The following is a 17,575-nucleotide window of genomic DNA, read 5'->3' as shown; positions in this document are numbered from 1 at the left end:
GCTAGACTGATAGCGTTTAAACTGCTGTATATTCTCTGATTACTTTCATTGTTACCTTTATTATTACTAGGATGTATTCTCTTATGACCGCTATCCAGTTTGTATTGATCGCCATTGCCGCTTTGATTGTGCTAGCAGGACTGTTTATGGTCATTCGTAGTTTGAAGCGCCGGCAAAATACCGATGCGGTAGCGGTGAATTATGACAAAAACGGTATTCCTATCATTCCGCGTCATGAGCGTAATGTCGTTGATGAGCCAGACTTTGATGATGCTATCGCCGGTGAGACGAGTATCGCCCCTGATAGAGACTATCTCAGTGCTGTGGTCGAAGAGGAGCCTTTGACCCAAAGCCATACTCAAGTCGATGCGCAGTTGACCCAAAATCGCGGTGATGCAGAAGTTAATCATGAAGCCAATCCAGAATATGCCCGCTGGCAAGCAGAACAGCAGCGCGCAGATAACGAAGAGTTTGCGCAGTTAGCACAAGAGAACTACTCCGACACTCAGAGCGAGCCGGATGCTTTTTCAAGCCTCATGTCAGCGACTGATAGCCTGATGCCAGTGATTGATACCGCTGAGGAGCCAAGCTTCACGGACAACAGCCCTGTACTCGACCAACATTTATTGACGCCCATTGATGAGGCGCAGAACGGGCCACTGATCAATGCCAAAGACAATATCAATATTACTATCTTGCCGCAGCAAAGCCGAGAGCGGCCGAATGCGATCATTCGCGGCGGTGACTTATTGACGTTAGTGGATAAGTACGGCTTGCGTTTTGGCGCGATGAATATGTTCCATCGTTATGAGCAAAAAGACGGCACCGGTATGCTTTGGTTCAGCATGATGGGTATCACCGATAATGGTATCGCGCCTTTTGACCCGCATAGCGTGGCGACCAATGTTTATAGCGGTGTGGTGCTGTTTTTATCGCTACCACATCCACAAGCGGTGCGTAGCTTTGATAGTATGATGAGTATTGCTTATATGATGGCAAGCGACCTCGATGCGATAATGCTAGACGAAAATAACGAACCGATTACGCCGGATTATAAGCAGCAGCTACGTAACCAAGTTCGTGATTATGAAGGCTAACGTAGCAAAATAATACCTTATTTAGCGCCATTTTTATCTAATAAAAGTGGCGTTTTTTTATGCCAGTCTCTACTGTAAAGCGCCCTCTAAATTGTTATCATAGTTGCTATTATCAATCGCTAAATAACCAACTATAAACAAAAATTTCTTATAAACTATATGCGCTACTGGTATAAATTTTTCTTGCGTGCTGTATTCACAGAGGCTGCGCAAAATTCATCCCAGTAGCGCCATAACATTTTTAAAGTGAATCGACTATAACCACAATAGATACCGACTATGACTGACTCTGGCAACACTAATAACCATAAAAATGATTCGACCGATGATAGCAATGTCATCACAAAAATGCGCAGCTTGATTGCAGCGCTAAAAACCCATAATAATGCCTATTATGTCCTTGATAATCCTATGATTGAGGATAGCGAGTACGATCAACTGCGCCTGTCACTACTCGAGTTAGAAGAAGCGTATCCGGACCTTATTCAGTCTGATAGCCCGATCAATCAAGTCGGTGATGTACCGCTGTCTGCCTTTACCCAAGTCACCCATGATATCCCTATGCTGTCACTTGGCAATATCTTTGATTACGATGATCTCAGCGACTTTATGCGCCGTGTCAATGATCGACTCAGCGTGGCACAGCAAAACCCTGAGTATGAAATGGAGATGAAGCTTGACGGCCTTGCAGTGTCGCTAAAATACGAGTATGGCCAGTATGTACAAGCGATCACGCGCGGCGATGGGCAAACGGGTGAAGACATTACTCAAAACGTAAAAACCATCCGTAATCTGCCATTGTGGCTTGCTGGTGCTGAAGATATCGGATTGCTAGAAGTACGCGGTGAAGTACTGATGCCCAAGGCAGGCTTTGAGCGCCTTAATCGTTTAGCCATTGAGCATGAAGAAAAAACCTTTGCTAATCCGCGTAATGCCGCTGCTGGGAGTTTGCGTCAGCTCGATCCTGCGGTAGCCGCCAGTCGTCCGTTAGCGTTCTATGGCTATTCGGTTAATCAAGGCTTGCCTGAGACTATAGGCACCCAATCGGATGCACTAGCTTGGCTTGGTGACATAGGCTTCACTGTTAGCGCGGTGCGAGTGGTTGCCAATCCACGCGAAGCACAAGAGTATTATGAGTCAGTCATTGAAAAACGTGAGAAACTGCCATTTGAGATTGACGGCATCGTGATTAAAGTCAACAGCTTAGCCTTGCAACAACAATTAGGCTTTTTATCAAGAGAACCGCGCTGGGCGACGGCTTATAAATTTCCCGCTGAAACCGTCATGACCCGTTTGCATACTATCGAATGGCAAGTTGGGCGTACCGGACAAATCACCCCTGTCGGCAAACTAGAGCCAGTCAAAGTTGGCGGCGTCACGGTTAGTAATGTCACCTTGCATAACTTTGGCGAGATTCAGCGCTTGGACGTTAGAGCAGGCGATATGGTCAGCGTGCACCGAGCAGGGGATGTGATCCCAAAAGTCACCCGCGTTTGGGAGGATCAGCGCCCAGAAGAGGCTAAGCCCGTCGAGCTACCCTCTACTTGTCCGGTTTGCAACTCCCCTGTGGTGCTACCAGAAGACGAAGCCTTAGCGCGCTGTACAGGCGGTCTCATTTGTCCGGCGCAGCAGACTGAGGCGCTCATTCATTTTGTCTCACGCCGCGCTATGGATATCGACGGTCTTGGCGAGCGCTGGCTCATTAGCTTCTTTGAGCAGGGTCTTATCAAAACCGTCGCCGATATTTATCAACTGCATAAGCATACGGATGAGATGATCACCTATGAGAAGCTGGGTGAAAAGTCAGTACAAAACATTATTGAAGCTATTGAGGTCAGTAAAAAAACGACCTTAGCGAGATTTATCTACGCGCTTGGTATTCGCGGGGTTGGTGAAGGCACCGCACAAAACTTCGCCCAGCAATTTGGTGATCTTGACAGTTTAATGAGCGCTGATATGGACGCGCTTATCGCCACCCCTGATGTTGGCACCATTACCGCTGAGCTAACCTACGAGTTCTTCCGCGCTGCGCACAATATCGAAGTCATCGACAAGCTCCGCGCGGCTGGCGTGCATTGGGATAACGTCGAGCAAGTTGCCTCTAGCGATTTGCCTCTCGATGGGCAAACCTGGGTCATTACTGGCGCGCTAGCCAGCATGGCACGCGACGAAGCCAAAGCAAAACTGCAAGCCTTAGGCGCTAAGGTCGTGGGTAGCGTCTCGGCTAAAACCACCGCGTTACTCGCAGGCGAAAAAGCAGGCTCAAAGCTGACCAAAGCAGAGAAATTGGGCGTGAAAGTTGTGGCTGAGGATGAGTTTTTGGGGTTGATTGGGGAGTAGATTATGACGAAAAAAAATAAATTAGATGTCAATCAACTAGACGAGTATACATATGCAAAAATTAAACCTTGGCAGCGTATCATAGATAATAAAAATGGAAATAAAATTTTTATTGCTAATGCAAAAGTTTGTATTGGTAATATTTTGGCAAGTAAGGGACACGAAGATCAAGCATTACAATCATGGCGTAGTGTTAGGAAAGAGGAAAACGAAAAAATCTATGAAATAGCACAGTTTTATATAGGTGAGCTTCTAATTAAAAGCGATGATATAAAAGACGTAGAAGAAGCTAGGAAGTGTCTATCTAATGTAAAAAATAAATTTTCTTATGAAGTAAGAAATAAGTTAGTTATATGTGATCTTTTACTTAATGAACATACTAAATGTATCAGCAAAAGATTTCTTAAAATATCTAAGAATATATCCGAGATCTTATCGTTACTAAAGATAAACATTAATAGTGTAGGTAAGAGTCAATTTTATGCAGAACGTAAACTTGCGCATTATACATCTACAGACGTAGGCAATTTTTTATTAATGAAGAGGAATACTAGCCTATTTAGATTGAATACAATTAACAATGTAAATGATCCTAGTGAAGGGCAATTATTAGAATGCTATTTAAATGATAGCAATAAAAAAACATTTGATCAATCAGAGTTTCATGAAAAGTATCAAGCATTTATTGGTTGCTTTACTTTCAATCATGATAGCTTGAATCAATTTAGACTTTATGGAAAAAAAGATAATAAAGAAGCATCGGGTATTAGTTTAGTATTTAATAAAGGATTTTTTAAAGAGAGCGACCATCCTGATGAGTTATCGTTTATTGCTCCCAAAAATGATTTAAAGCAATCTCAAGAAAATATTCGTTCTGAGGCTAAGATTGTAGATAACGAGCCTAGGACTATTCGCTCACAGCCAGTGATGCGTTGCGTCTACATAGACCCTGAGTCTGGGTTTTTATATTTAGCCCAACGTAATAAAATAACTTTCTATCGCGAATATGCAAATATTGCCCACAAAGAAGAATCTAAGACTAATATTGTAAGAGAATGGAAAAGCTATCAAAAGTATATTTCTAAGAAGACATCTGAGTTTGAAAGACTATTTGAAGGTTTAAAAAATAATTATCAAGAAGTTATAGCAGATATAAACCACTTGGATGGAAGTTACAGAAGTAAAGTAAATAATCTTTTAGATAGTATCTTATTGCCTCTAAAATATCTTATTAAGCATTCAGCGTTTCAAGAAGAGCAAGAATGCCGAATAATATATATTACAGCACTAGATAACCCTGAGGTTCAGATGGACTTCGGCAGTTTTTTATACGTAGATTATGAGCCAGTAGTAAAATTCAACTTAGACAAAATCTATATAGCTCCCGCTGCCAATCAATATCAGCCTTATTTAGCTAAATTACTCTGCGATACAGATGTTAAAATTGAGCTGTCGAACAATCCATATCGTCAGACTTAGTATTACTTCAAACAATCCTCTACAGATGACGAGAGCGTGAAATGAATCAACACGAAAAATTAAACTACGTAGAGTTCGCCGCTAAGGATTTATCAGCGACCAAAGCCTTTTTTAACACGGTATTTGATTGGACGTTTACCGACTATGGCGACGGCTATACCGCGTTTGATAATCAGGGATTGGAAGGCGGGTTTTACCAAGCGGACAAATCTAGCTTAGCTGAAAATGGCGGAGCGCTACTCATTTTTTATAGTAAGCATTTACCCGCAACTCGTAAAAAGATCGTAGATAACAACGGAGTGATTACCCAAGATATTTTTGAATTCCCCGGTGGCTTTCGCTTTCATTTTACCGAACCTAGCGGCAATGAGTTTGCGGTATGGTCAGAGAAAAATATATAAGCCAAAACAAGCTTACACTAGCAATTATATAATCAAAACTCAGGAATGCTATGACACATCGGACTAATACTCAAATAATGAGTCATGTATGCATCATCGCCTGTATAAGCGTGGGCGTCGAGTATTTAACAGATAGTGTGAGCTTATCCCTTTTAATACTCTTTATTGTCGTCATGAGCTACTTGAAGTGGCTAGGTGTATTTGAATCAGTCAATTCTCAAAAAATAGATATCAGTGCCAGTATACAACATTTAAAAAATGCTCATATTCAGGCTGGATCAAAATTACCAAGTTTCGAATTTAGAGCAAAAGAGTACAACGCTGGATTTTTTTTGACGATAGCTATTTTTGCACTAATGATATGGCTGAGCACTAAACTGATTATTGCATGGCTGATACCCTTGTTCATAAATCAACCATTTGATCCCTCTGATATCATTTGGGCAGTGATACCGATTGGTGCAGCGGTACTCTGTTATTTGGTAGCCAAGAATGAAGATAAAAATAAAATACCATTAGTATCGATATCTAGTCTTAAGTTATTACCAGAGAAACTACAAATTATCCAATTCAATCAAGCATTAGATATACCATGGCGATCGATTAAAGATATTCATGAAAAACGAACACGTTCACGTGCTTTACTAAAGATAGTAGTGAGCGAAGAGGGTAGTGACGTGAAGCCAAACTATGGCGAGTATTCATTTGATATATATCACGTACCTTATAAAGCAACAGATATTGAACAGCTTGCTATTGTTTACTGGGTAAAAGCAGAGGGTAAAGAGGTTAAAGATATACAATAGATGAGAGTTGACGTAAGGTGCGCCTCGCGCAACACTAACTCGCGCAACACTAAGAAACGGATTTTGAATTTATATGTGCTATTTGATGGTATCTACCATTCTCTTTCGCCGATAAGTATGAACGCGCGATTGAGAATAGAAATAGCAGAGTACTGTTCTGGCCGTCCGCAAGGCGAGAGCTGTGCTCTGCTCGCGCGAGGGACGAGCGCCGAATGTACCAGTAAAGAAAACCGCACTATGATAAGCATATTTGCCCCTCATGGAAGCAAGCGATGCTGAGGCTAAGCTTTTAGGGCTTATGTTCTGGATTTATCAGGCATATACAGAGACGCAGATAAGGTGCTACTCCTCAACTGCCAACCCTTGTATCTCACTATGCGGCTGTCTCTCACTTTTCTTACCATCAGGCTGAATAACGATAGGCAACACCAAACCCTTTGCAAAATCATCGCTAAATACATACTCATAATTGCTAGCCTGTACTTCAGGTGTAGTATGTACAATAAGCTCAACCGTTTTGCCATCGGTTAACTCATGCGAGGTATAGCTATTACTAAGTTGATCGAGCACTTTGGATAGTGCCTCATTACTCGCCATACCGACGGTGAGATTATGCTGTGCCGTCGCCTTATCCACTTTGAAATACTCCGCATAATCCTTTACGTTTTGACCATCGATTGCGAAGGGGTAATCGTAGTTGCTACGATCTGCGGCTGGCTCACCGCTAGCCACTTCTGACCAGTCAACATCGGTAACAATAGCTGAACCATCACTTATAGTAGTATCAGTTTCTGTCGAGGCAGTTTGCTCAGTATTAACAGTATTATTATCACAACTGGATAATCCAATAACACTAAGCGCGCTAAACACAGTAACTAGCGCGATAGCTGATAGACGAGTTTTCATCACTCTTCCCTTTTTCCGAACGGCTTGTTTAAGCACAGGTTATAGTCAATTATTATTGATATTATTTTGACAGTTTTTGCTAGTATTCACCACTGCATACGCCATAAAAAAACAGCCATCACATGATGACTGTTTATGTCTTTACTGATTATAATTTATAGGCTTAGTATTAACGACCTATCTTACAGTTGACTTGGTATTCTTTGCCGTTAGCCCATTTCATGGCTAGTACGCCTTCATCGCCTTTCATGTGCCAAGCGTAGATAACTTCTGGGTTGGAGTCGTTAATATAGCTTGCCGTGTCGCCATTGACGCCGCCGACCAAGATTACTTCTTGCTGTGTCCAGTTCAGTTTAGGGACAGTTGCGCTAATAGTCGCTTGCTTCTTGTTAATAGACTGCTTTGCCAAAATTTGGCTATCATCAGTACAAGTATAAGGAGCAGGCGCCATGCGATCGTAGGCCATATCACTCATTCCCTCTGAAGGGGTAGCTGGCGTGGTTGGTACCATAGGAGTAGTGGTAGAGCAGGCTGCCAGTAGAGCAACAGCAGGTAGGGTAGCGGTGAGTTTCATCATAGTATTCATAAGGTTCTCCAAAATATAATACTTTATTATTAAAGGTTATAGCACTCTCAGTGCATGGAGTTTATGGTAACGAAAGCGCCTGCTTTTGAATGTTAGAAATTGTTCACTACCTTATAACTTCATTGCTTAAATATTGACTAATGTAATTATGAATTTTAACTAAATAAAGCGGCTGCTGACTTAAGTCAACAACCGCTTTTTTAATCGAGCTTTGTATTGTTCACTAATCTTTGTTTAACTAGTCTTTCGTGGTGGCAAGCCGGTATGCTGTGTCTGAAAGTTGCCTTTACTGACTTTCTTTTTAGAGCGGTTATTGGTTTGAGCTTTACTAGCGCTATTGTTACTACTGTTTTGACGCTTAATCGAGTCATTGCCAACGCGGCTATTTTTCTTACGCGCTGATTGATAGCTGTCTTGATTGGCGTCACGGCCTTCTAAATGTGCGTTAAAAGGCGGTATGAGGCAGCCTCTGTTTTTACCGATTAGATCGCTACGTCCCATATCTTGCAGTGCTTTACGGAGTATCGCCCAGTTCTTAGGGTCATGGTAACGAAGAAACGCTTTGTGCAATTTACGCTGCTTGCCTGACTTGACGATATCCATATCACCACCTTCGCGGCTGACTTTGTGCAGCGGATCTTTATGGGTATGATACATCGTCGTCGCGGTCGCCATGGGGCTTGGGTAGAAGGCTTGCACTTGGTCGGCACGGTAGCCATAGCTTTTGAGCCACAGTGCAAGGTTCATCATGTCTTCGTCTTTAGTGCCGGGGTGCGCCGCGATAAAGTAAGGTATCAGATACTGTTCTTTACCGGCCTCTTGGCTGTACTGCTCAAACATTGCTTTGAACTTATCATAGCTGCCCATACCGGGTTTCATCATTTTTGCTAAGACGTTTTCTTCAGAGTGCTCTGGCGCGATTTTGAGATAACCACCGACATGATGGCTAACGAGCTCTTTGACGTATTCAGGATCTTTTACCGCTAGATCATAGCGAAGACCGGAGGCGATGAGGATCTTCTTCACGCCTTTGATATCACGCGCCTTACGATACAGCTGGGTCAAATTACTGTGATCAGTGAGTAAGTTCTCACAGACATCTGGGTAGACGCAAGAGGGCTTACGGCAGTGCTTTTCGATGGTTTCATCTTTACAGTTGAGACGATACATATTGGCCGTCGGGCCACCTAAGTCTGAGATAACGCCAGTAAAGTTCGGCGCGGTATCACGAATGGCTTCCACTTCGCGTAGGATGGAATCTTCCGAGCGGTTTTGAATAATACGACCTTCGTGCTCGGTAATCGAACAAAAAGTACAACCGCCAAAACAGCCACGCATAATATTGACTGAGAATTTAATCATGTCATAAGCAGGGATACGGGCGTCGCCATAGCTGGGATGCGGCAGGCGCGCATAAGGCAAATCAAAGACGTAATCCATCTCTTCGGTCGACAGTGGAATCGGCGGCGGATTAAGCCAAACATCGATAGAGGTAAAGGAGTTACCCGCGCCGCTACTATGACGCTGCACTAGCGCACGCGCATTACCCGGGTTAGTCTCAAGATGTAGAATTCGGCTAGCGTGCGCGTAGAGTACCGGATCGGACTTGACATGATCATAATCTGGCAGACGAATGACGGTTTGCTCACGTGGTGGCATCTTTAGCTTATGCTTAAGAGCAGTTTTGGGCTTATATTCTTTATTATCCTCAGCATCCATACCGCGCATTTGCACCACTTGCGTATCAGTATCGACTTGCTCGGCATTAAGGACTTTATTAGTGACAGGCTCTGCGACAAATCCCGCGTATTGAGCAGACATGCCAGTCATCGCTTGGCCAACGGGCGAATCGCTAGGTTTTTCTTGCTCAATCTTGCAGCTATCAACGTCTTCGGTCATCACGTAAGGGTTGATAATCGGATCGACACGGCCGACGGTATCGACATCGTTACTGGCGACCTCTGTCATATGTGCTTGCCAGTGGCGACGGCTTGGAGTCAACAGGTAAGCCGCTCCGCGCAAGCTGCTCATTTGCTCAAAAGTATAGCCTTTGGATAGACCATGCACCACGTCGACGATAGCGCGTTCAGCGTTACCGTAGAGTAAAACATCAGCGCGGCTATCGAGCAAAATACTACGGCGCACCTTGTCCGACCAATAATCATAATGGGCAATTCGGCGTAGGCTACCTTCGATACCGCCTAAGATAATGGGCACATCAGGATAAGCTTCGCGGCAGCGCTGGCTGTAGACAATCGCGGCGCGATCAGGGCGTTTATTCGCCACATTACCCGGTGAGTAGGCATCATCGCTACGTATCTTGCGATCAGCAGTATAGCGGTTGATCATACTATCCATGTTGCCCGCGGTGACGCCATAGGCATAAACGGGTTTGCCAAGCTCCATAAAGGCGTCTTTGCTCTTCCAATCAGGCTGCGCGATGATACCGACACGAAAACCTTGCGCTTCCAACAAACGACCAATGATCGCCATCCCAAAGCTTGGATGATCGACATACGCATCGCCGGAGATGATAATCACATCGCAAGCATCCCAACCTAGCGCGTCCATCTCCGCACGACTCATCGGCAAGTAAGGCGCAGGCTCGTAGCAGCTCGCCCAATGCTTATCGTAGTCGTATAGCGGCTTAGTGCCTTGTTTAAAAGCGGTATGAGCAATGGTATCGGCAGACATGGGCAGACCTGTATATTTGAGGCTAATTAAAAAGCGCTCATTTTAACATGAATTGCGTTCAGGATGTGATATTCAATTACCGATAAGTGATTGATAGTTTAAGATTAATCCAACAATATCTTCGTACCACTTTTAGTAAAGTTCATCACAAACTGACTACTAAAACTACGCACATTATTCTCGTGCGTCAGTAAGTCGCGGGTAAATTGATGGTAATCTTGCATATTTTTAGCATTGACCATTAGCATAAAATCTGCATCGCCTGACACTTCATAACAGCTCATCACCCGAGGCTGGCTGCTCATCAAGCGCTCAAATCGGTGTTGCATAGAATTATTCGAGCGTAGCATCTGGATCATCACTACTGCTGTCAGACCGTAGCCCACTTTGTTTGGATTGACGATAGCCACTTGTTTACTAATGACTTCATTATCTATTAGAGCTTGTACGCGCCGCTGGGCGGTAGCAATAGAAACGTTTACCTTTTGCGAAATTGTCTTCAGTGGCAAAGTCGCATCGTCTTGTAATAGGTTTAATATAGCTTTGTCCGTTTGGTCTAAAGTGTGTGTCATAACATTAGGCTTCTAAATTAGGTAGAATTTAACGGTCACTAAGCATAAATACTAACAAAAACTCAATAATGATAAACAATTAGTAATTTTGCCATAATACGATAAAAAAATTCATAAATAGTTAGATATAGAAATAATATATCAAAGCGCTCTAGTAAACTAGTTTCCATCAGCTTAATAACAACAAGATGCTGAATGATAGAACCTAATTCAATTTTGGAGCGTTTATGTCACCCTCAGTTTTATCCGCGGTATTTAATACTACGCTAGCGAGTACAGTCGCGCGTTTGCCGTTGCCAACGGTATGGACAGCGGGTAGCACTAAGCAGCGCACGCTTATAATGGGCGTGGCGTTAGCGATAGTATCGAATTTATTATTTGGCGTGCTTTATGCTTATAGTCACTTTTTAGCACCACTATCTGGTACGCAAGTTTTTATCTGGCGGATGCTAGCGATGTGGGTGGCACTAGTAGGCTATCTGGTGCTTAGTGGACGCTTAGGCTTGCATTTAGATAAATTAAAAAAGCTAGGTTCAATAAAACAGTGGGTATGGTTACTACTGCCAACACCAATATTTTTAAGCCAGTTTTGGCTGTTTATGTGGGCCCCAGTCAATGGTCAAGGTGTACAAACCGCGATGGGTTATTTTCTGTTTCCGCTAATGATGGTGGTATTTGGCTGTGTGCTATTCGGTGAAAAACTCAGCCGTTTGCAATGGTTAGCCGTGGGCTTTGCGGCATTGGGTGTCGCTAGTGAGATTGTGCGTACCCAAAGTGTCTCGTGGGCGACTTTATGGGTGTGCGGTACTTATCCGCTGTATTACATTATACGCCGTCTGCAAGGTATCGGCGCGATAACTGGCTTACTGGTTGATTTAACAATTTTTGCGCCTTTTGCCTTAGGGTATTTAGTCTTTATAGCGCCCAGTAGTTTGAGCTTAGTCGGCGGCTCCAGTTACTTTATTATGATGCTTATAGGACTTGGCATACTTAGCGTCCTTGCGATGAAAACTAACGTCGATGCCAGTCAAATGCTACCGGTCAACGTCTATGGCATGATGAGCTACCTAGAGCCAGCGTTATTATTTATTCTAGCGATTACTATACTGGGTAATCCGTTTGAATCGGCGATGCTTTATAGCTATGGTCTGATTTGGTTGGGAATTGCATTTTTGATTGCTCATGGCTTTCGTCAGTTGCGTCTGGTTAAACGTAATCAAGCACCCGCGTCAGCGTAGCTGGTTTAAATAGAACTAAGCTTATTAATGCAAAAACGGCTATCATGATGATGGCCGTTTTAATTAGATATTTTTGCCTAAAAATGCTGAGTTAAAGCGCCAATCTACGCTAAAAGCTATCAGCTTAAATGCTGTTTAAAGCCGCGCTGCTTATCGCGCTCCCAATCGCGGTCTTTGATGGTTTTGCGTTTATCATGCTGCTTTTTACCAACAGCAAGTCCAATTTGGCACTTCACCATTGAGCGCTTCCAGTAACAGGATAACGGCACGCAAGCATAGCCTTTTTGATTGACCGCGCCATAGAGTTTATCAATCTCGCGGCGATTGAGCAGTAGCTTACGGGTGCGCGTGGTATCAGGACTCACATGCGTTGAGCTAGAGATGAGCGGCTGAATATGCGCGCCAAATAAAAAAGCTTCATTATTGCGAAAGATAATATAAGCTTCGGTAATGGTCATTTTACCAGCGCGAATGGATTTGACTTCCCAACCTTGTAGTGACAATCCCGCCTCAAAAGTCTCTTCAATAAAATACTCGTGCCGCGCTTTTTTATTACTGGCAATTTGATTGTCCGGTTTTCTTGATTTTTTTGACATAATCTCTCCATCAGGACGATGAGTTAATAAGTCGCTGCCTTTAACTTCTGGTCCTAGTCTTACTATTCCTCATCCTAACCTACTAATTTCGCCATTAGCTTTGAGCCATAAAGATGAATGAGTCGAAGCGAGTATTGTAACAAATCGAAGGTTAAAAAGGGTAATAGCCCTTTAGGACAAATGTAGCCGTTACTATTTTAGCCCATGCTATCGAAAGCTAATAAACTAAGTATTCAATAGGCGCTAAATTTGCTAGGATACGCATTACCATCAATGACTATATTAGCCTTGCTATGACTCAAGCCTCTACTTCTAAAGCTTCTAAGCTACACACCAAAATTCTCTATCCTGGTACCTTTGATCCGATAACTACCGGCCATGTCGATTTAGTCAAACGTGCTACAAAATTATTCGATGAAGTGGTTATTGCCGTGGCGTCAGGTCATCATAAAAAGCCGCTATTTAGTTTTGAGGAGCGGGTGAGATTAGTCGAAACCGTGTTTGAGGATTTACCGCAAGTATCGGTCGTCGGTTTTGAAGGTTTGCTCGTTGACTTTATGCGCGAGAAGGGAGCGACTGCAGTACTACGCGGGCTGCGTGCGATGTCAGACTTTGAGTATGAGTTTCAACTGGCCAATATGAACCGCGAACTTGATGAAAACTTTGAAGCAGTATTTTTGACACCATCACAGAATTACTCTTTTATCTCTTCTACTATGATTCGCGAAATCGCTAAGCTTGGCGGCGATGTCAGAAAGTTTGTGCCAGAGTGCGTCTCGCAGGCCTTTATTGATAAGCTCGCCATTCAGACAAAATAAGCCAGCAAGTTTTGTTACTTATCGCAAGCAGAGCTAATTTTCATAATCATCATTTTATAACGACAAAGGGGTAGGTCATGGCATTATTAATCACTGATGAATGTATCAACTGTGATGTCTGCGAGCCTGCTTGTCCCAACGAGGCTATCTCTGAGGGCGAAGACATCTACGTCATCGATCCAGATTTATGCACCGAATGCGTCGGCCATTTCGATGAGCCGCAATGCGTGGTGATCTGCCCGGTAGATTGTATTCCCCATGATCCTAACCATGTTGAGACCCAGAGCGATTTATTAGCCAAATATAAGCGTATTACTGGTAAATAAAATCATTTGATAGTCAGTAGCTCTCAGAGTAAATATATAGATTAGTTTGAATTCGAAAAAGTTATTCCTTCAAATGTGGGCTGTTGTAGGCTGGTTCTTTAGCCTACGCCAATAATTCTTGTCAGTTGCAAGCAGGGTAGTACTACAAAATTTAGCTTTAAAATAATCCAAAAATACATAACCAAGCTAGTACAAGTTTTGTTATAATAGCGCGCTTGGTAGACTAGGCAATCGCCGCTGCATACTGTTTTACAGACTTGCAGGGGAGGAAAGTCCGGGCTACATAGGGCAGCGTGCCAGCTAACGGCTGGGCAGAGTAATCTGACGACCAGTGCAGCAGAGAGCAGACCGCCTTCGATATCTTAGATATTGTCGGTAAGGGTGAAAGGGTGCGGTAAGAGCGCACCGCGTGGATGGCAACATCTCACGGCAGGGTAAACTCCACGCGTAGCAAGACCAAATAGGCATCGATATGGCGCGGCCCGCGTTCGATGCGGGTAGGTTGCTTGAGCGTACGAGCGATTGTACGCCTAGAGGAATGATTGTCCACGACAGAACCCGGCTTATCGGTCTACCAAACCTTTTATGTGTCCTAGATTTACTATTATATTTTAGAAGTTAAAGCAGTTTTTTTGCAAAAAATGTCAGATTGGGGTTGACGCAAGTCAATGCTATCGGTATTATACCGAGCCTTAAATGGCGATGTAGCTCAGCTGGTTAGAGCGCACGACTCATAATCGTGAGGTCGAGAGTTCAAGTCTCTCCATCGCCACCATATTCAAAAAGCCAATCCTTAGCGATTGGTTTTTTTTTGCCTATAGGTTTTAATCTACAACTCTCTGCAACAGTGGCAGAACTCTCTTAATTATCTAAACAACTACCTAAACGGCGCACCGCATCGATTTAGTAGCGTTAATGAATGCTTAAAAATCAGCGACTTATCTACTCATTCACAGATTAATTGTTGTAACTTAAGCACCATTTACTTATCATGGGAGCTGTTTTAACAAGGTGTTGTAAATCCATGTCCGTACAGTTACCTCCTTATCGTCCTGTCAAACACCGTAGCGGCCTTAAAGTCATGGGCGCGGCTTTTCATGCTTTAATCATGCGTGAGCTACAGACTCGTTTCGGTGGCTATCGGTTAGGTTACTTATGGGCACCGCTAGAAGTTCTTTTCCAAGTACTAATATTTCTAGTTATTTTTGGCGCTATTCGTGAACGCTTAGTACCAGGAATGGATTTTTCCCTGTTTTTAGTGGCAGGAATGGTGCCCTTTCGCATGTTTCAAAAGATTGCAACTAGGGCGTTAGGTGCGGTTGAGGCTAATCAAGGGCTGTTGATGTATCGCTCGATAAGGCACATTGACGTCATTATTGCTCGCTCTTTTTTAGAGTTAATTATCTACTTTTTTACTTCTATACTATTATTGGTGGGTCTAGCTTTTTTTGATATTTATGCCAATTTAGAGAATTTACATATTGTGATTTTTTGCTGGATTACGTTATTTTTATTTAGCTTTGGCATTGCTTTGATTATGATGGTTGTGGGTTATTATGGCGGGGAAATCAGTAAAGTGGTGACGATATTTTTTACTATCCTTTACTTTACCTCTGGTATTATTTTCCCTATTCATATCGTTCCTGAGCCCTATTTTAGTTACTTATTATATAATCCTCTCATTCATAATATTGAGCTGATACGCCATGCTTTTGCGCCAAATTACCCCGCTTATCATATCGATATCACTTACTTTTTAAAGTGGATGATAGGGGTTAATTTTTTTGGTCTTTTACTTTATAAATTTACAGAAAGAGATATGTTACGTTCTCGTTAGGCAATTTTTTTTAAGGGTTATTTAAGATATAGGTAGATAAATGATCGAGATCAAAAATATATCCAAGTCATTTATGACCAAGCAAGGTCGGCATTATTTATTTAAAGACTTAAACCTGACCATAGGCGACAAGCAAAATGTAGGCTTGCTTGGTCGTAACGGTGCTGGTAAATCTACTTTACTGCGTATCATTTGTGGCCTTGATCAGCCGGATAGTGGCGAGATTATCACTGATTCTACGATTTCTTGGCCAGTTGGGGTGGCGGGTGGCTTCCAAGGCAGCTTAACAGGGCGGCAAAACGTTCGCTTTGTTTGTCGCTTGTATTCGAGCGGTGCTTTTATTGACGAAAAGATTCGCTTTGTCGAAGAGTTTGCCGATATTGGCAATTATTTTGATATGCCGGTAAAGAGCTACTCTTCAGGGATGAAAGCACGTCTGACTTTTGGCTTAAGTCTAGCCTTTGATTTTGATTATTACATGCTTGATGAAGCTGGCGCGGTAGGTGATGCCGCCTTTCGTAAGCGTAGTGAAGAGATTTTGGCAGCGCGCCGTGCACAGGCAGGGTTTTTGGTGGTGTCACATAATATTGGTGATATTAAGCGTAATTGCGATATTGGTATCGTGTTAATGAATCAAACGGCATTAGTGTTTGACAATACAGAAGAAGCGATTGAGGTATATGAAAAGCATGTCCACAAAGCGAAAAAATAAGATCATTGACTTCTCGCTGTTTATCGGCTTGGTCATCCTACCTTGGGTGCTAGTGATCTTTTATGTCATGACCTTAGCGCATCCCCGCTTTATCTCAACCTCCGATGTGGTGGTCAAACAGGTAAGCGATACTAATGTCCCCGCTGGCGGTGGTCTATCGGCTTTGTTGGGAGTCAATAGCACGAGTAAAGAAGATGCCACTTATCTGACTGAATATATCTTATCCAATGATATGGTGAAGCGCCTTGATAATACCTTCAAGTTTCGCGAAGCTTATCACGTGGATGGCTCAGATCCGCTCAACGAGATTGACCCGGATGCTACGCAAGAAGAGCTGCTGAAGTATTTTAAAAAGCGCGTGCATATTAATCTTGATGAGCAAAGCTATATTCTCTCCGTATCGACCGAAGCTTTTCAGTCAGATTATGCCTTTAAGTTGAATCAGGCGATTTTGGCCGAGTCTGAGCAGTTTGTGAACCGTATCTCGCAAGAAGTCGCTCGCGATCAATTGTCTTTTGCCGAAACCCAGCTCAGTGAATCAGAAGACCGCTTAAATGACGCCAAAGAGCAACTGCTGAACTATCAAAACACCAATGAAATCTTTGATCCGCAGGCCAACGCCCAGATCGTAAATCAGCTAATTGGTAGCTTGCAGGCCCAGCTAAGCTCTTTGCGTACCGAAGAGCGTCAATTACTCAGTTATCTTAATCCAGACGCCCCGCAAGTGGTGTCGTTGAGAAGTCAGATTAAAGCGGTTGAAGAACAAATCGCTCAAGAGCAAACGAAACTCACCTCACCCAACACCACTAAGTTAAACCGACAAGCGGTACAGTTTGAGACGATTAAGGCCGATGTGGATTTTGCCACTGAGCTTTATAAGCTATCATTATCATCGCTAGAAAAGGCGCGACTTGAAGCCTTCAAAAAGATGAAGAATCTGATTATTATCTCAACCCCTTATGAGGCAGAAGAGGCCACCTATCCGCGTCATCTTTATATCATTTGGACCTCATTGGCATTATTACTGATGTTCTATGGTTTTGTACGTTTAGTCATGGCTGTTGTGCGCGATCATCGCAGTTAGATATTGATAATTTTGCGCTCAGCTTTTAGCTACTATTTGATAGCAAGCTTGGCGCCCTTATGCGTTATAAATGAAACATTAGA

At 43.1% G+C, this 17,575-nt stretch carries 16 protein-coding genes, 1 tRNA gene and 1 other RNA gene; 13 read left to right on the top strand and 5 right to left on the bottom strand.

Annotated features, from left to right (window positions below):
* Positions 1–83 precede the first annotated feature (83 nt).
* From ACS8E3_RS00330 to ACS8E3_RS00310, 5 genes are all read left to right on the top strand, one after another.
* A complete protein-coding gene (locus tag ACS8E3_RS00330; protein ID WP_439240041.1) occupies positions 84–1,097 on the top strand; it encodes a cell division protein ZipA in 1,014 nt (337 codons plus the stop codon).
* A 279-nt stretch (positions 1,098–1,376) separates the two neighbouring features.
* Entirely contained in the window at positions 1,377–3,437 is a 2,061-nt protein-coding gene (gene ligA / locus ACS8E3_RS00325) for an NAD-dependent DNA ligase LigA (protein ID WP_439240039.1), read from the top strand.
* Positions 3,438–3,440: 3 nt separating this feature from the next.
* Positions 3,441–4,916: a hypothetical protein gene (locus tag ACS8E3_RS00320; RefSeq protein ID WP_439240037.1), complete on the top strand. Its 1,476-nt coding sequence runs from the start codon at positions 3,441–3,443 to the stop codon at positions 4,914–4,916.
* 41 nt (positions 4,917–4,957) lie between these two features.
* Positions 4,958–5,317, top strand: coding sequence for a VOC family protein (locus ACS8E3_RS00315; RefSeq protein ID WP_439240035.1), 360 nt, complete (start codon positions 4,958–4,960; stop codon positions 5,315–5,317).
* Positions 5,318–5,367: 50 nt separating this feature from the next.
* Positions 5,368–6,123, top strand: coding sequence for a hypothetical protein (locus ACS8E3_RS00310; protein WP_439240033.1), 756 nt, complete (start codon positions 5,368–5,370; stop codon positions 6,121–6,123).
* Positions 6,124–6,465: 342 nt separating this feature from the next.
* Here the strand turns inward: ACS8E3_RS00310 and ACS8E3_RS00305 are convergent, their stop codons facing one another.
* From ACS8E3_RS00305 to ACS8E3_RS00290, 4 genes are all read right to left on the bottom strand, one after another.
* Complete coding sequence (locus ACS8E3_RS00305) at positions 6,466–7,029, bottom strand: hypothetical protein (RefSeq protein ID WP_439240031.1); 564 nt, start codon at positions 7,027–7,029, stop codon at positions 6,466–6,468.
* Positions 7,030–7,198: 169 nt separating this feature from the next.
* On the bottom strand, positions 7,199–7,615 hold the full coding sequence (locus ACS8E3_RS00300) for a hypothetical protein (protein ID WP_439240029.1): 417 nt from the start codon (positions 7,613–7,615) through the stop codon (positions 7,199–7,201).
* Positions 7,616–7,849: 234 nt separating this feature from the next.
* Complete coding sequence (locus ACS8E3_RS00295; RefSeq protein WP_439240027.1) at positions 7,850–10,309, bottom strand: YgiQ family radical SAM protein; 2,460 nt, start codon at positions 10,307–10,309, stop codon at positions 7,850–7,852.
* Positions 10,310–10,413: 104 nt separating this feature from the next.
* Positions 10,414–10,881 carry an Lrp/AsnC family transcriptional regulator gene (locus ACS8E3_RS00290; RefSeq protein ID WP_439240025.1) on the bottom strand — a complete coding sequence of 156 codons (468 nt, stop codon included), beginning with the start codon at positions 10,879–10,881 and terminating at the stop codon, positions 10,414–10,416.
* Positions 10,882–11,108: 227 nt separating this feature from the next.
* Between ACS8E3_RS00290 and rarD the strand changes: the two genes are divergently transcribed.
* Positions 11,109–12,119 (top strand): EamA family transporter RarD, encoded by a 1,011-nt coding sequence (rarD, locus tag ACS8E3_RS00285; protein ID WP_439240023.1) that lies wholly within the window; start codon positions 11,109–11,111, stop codon positions 12,117–12,119.
* A gap of 119 nt (positions 12,120–12,238) precedes the next feature.
* Here the strand turns inward: rarD and smpB are convergent, their stop codons facing one another.
* Positions 12,239–12,715, bottom strand: coding sequence for an SsrA-binding protein SmpB (gene smpB, locus ACS8E3_RS00280; RefSeq protein ID WP_439240021.1), 477 nt, complete (start codon positions 12,713–12,715; stop codon positions 12,239–12,241).
* Positions 12,716–13,008: 293 nt separating this feature from the next.
* Here smpB and coaD point away from each other — a divergent pair, with 293 nt between their 5' ends.
* The 7 genes from coaD (at position 13,009) to ACS8E3_RS00245 (ending at position 17,492) form a co-directional block, all read left to right on the top strand.
* Positions 13,009–13,533: a pantetheine-phosphate adenylyltransferase gene (gene coaD / locus ACS8E3_RS00275; RefSeq protein WP_439240019.1), complete on the top strand. Its 525-nt coding sequence runs from the start codon at positions 13,009–13,011 to the stop codon at positions 13,531–13,533.
* A 77-nt stretch (positions 13,534–13,610) separates the two neighbouring features.
* Positions 13,611–13,859 carry a YfhL family 4Fe-4S dicluster ferredoxin gene (locus tag ACS8E3_RS00270; RefSeq protein ID WP_439240017.1) on the top strand — a complete coding sequence of 83 codons (249 nt, stop codon included), beginning with the start codon at positions 13,611–13,613 and terminating at the stop codon, positions 13,857–13,859.
* Positions 13,860–14,074: 215 nt separating this feature from the next.
* Positions 14,075–14,441: RNase P RNA component class A (gene rnpB, locus ACS8E3_RS00265), an RNA gene on the top strand.
* Between the two features lie 116 nt (positions 14,442–14,557).
* Positions 14,558–14,634, top strand: a tRNA-Met gene (locus ACS8E3_RS00260).
* 249 nt (positions 14,635–14,883) lie between these two features.
* Positions 14,884–15,696 carry an ABC transporter permease gene (locus ACS8E3_RS00255; protein ID WP_439240015.1) on the top strand — a complete coding sequence of 271 codons (813 nt, stop codon included), beginning with the start codon at positions 14,884–14,886 and terminating at the stop codon, positions 15,694–15,696.
* A 40-nt stretch (positions 15,697–15,736) separates the two neighbouring features.
* Entirely contained in the window at positions 15,737–16,408 is a 672-nt protein-coding gene (locus ACS8E3_RS00250) for an ABC transporter ATP-binding protein (RefSeq protein WP_439240013.1), read from the top strand.
* Complete coding sequence (locus tag ACS8E3_RS00245; protein WP_439240011.1) at positions 16,386–17,492, top strand: capsule biosynthesis protein; 1,107 nt, start codon at positions 16,386–16,388, stop codon at positions 17,490–17,492. The genes ACS8E3_RS00250 and ACS8E3_RS00245 overlap by 23 nt, the downstream gene beginning before the upstream one ends.
* Positions 17,493–17,575: the final 83 nt, after the last annotated feature.

Origin of the sequence: Psychrobacter sp. 2Y5 (assembly GCF_051847375.1) — a bacterium.
GTDB lineage: Bacteria > Pseudomonadota > Gammaproteobacteria > Pseudomonadales > Moraxellaceae > Psychrobacter.
Note: the sequence above shows the minus strand (reverse complement) of the source record. Positions and strands in the feature narration are given on the sequence as shown.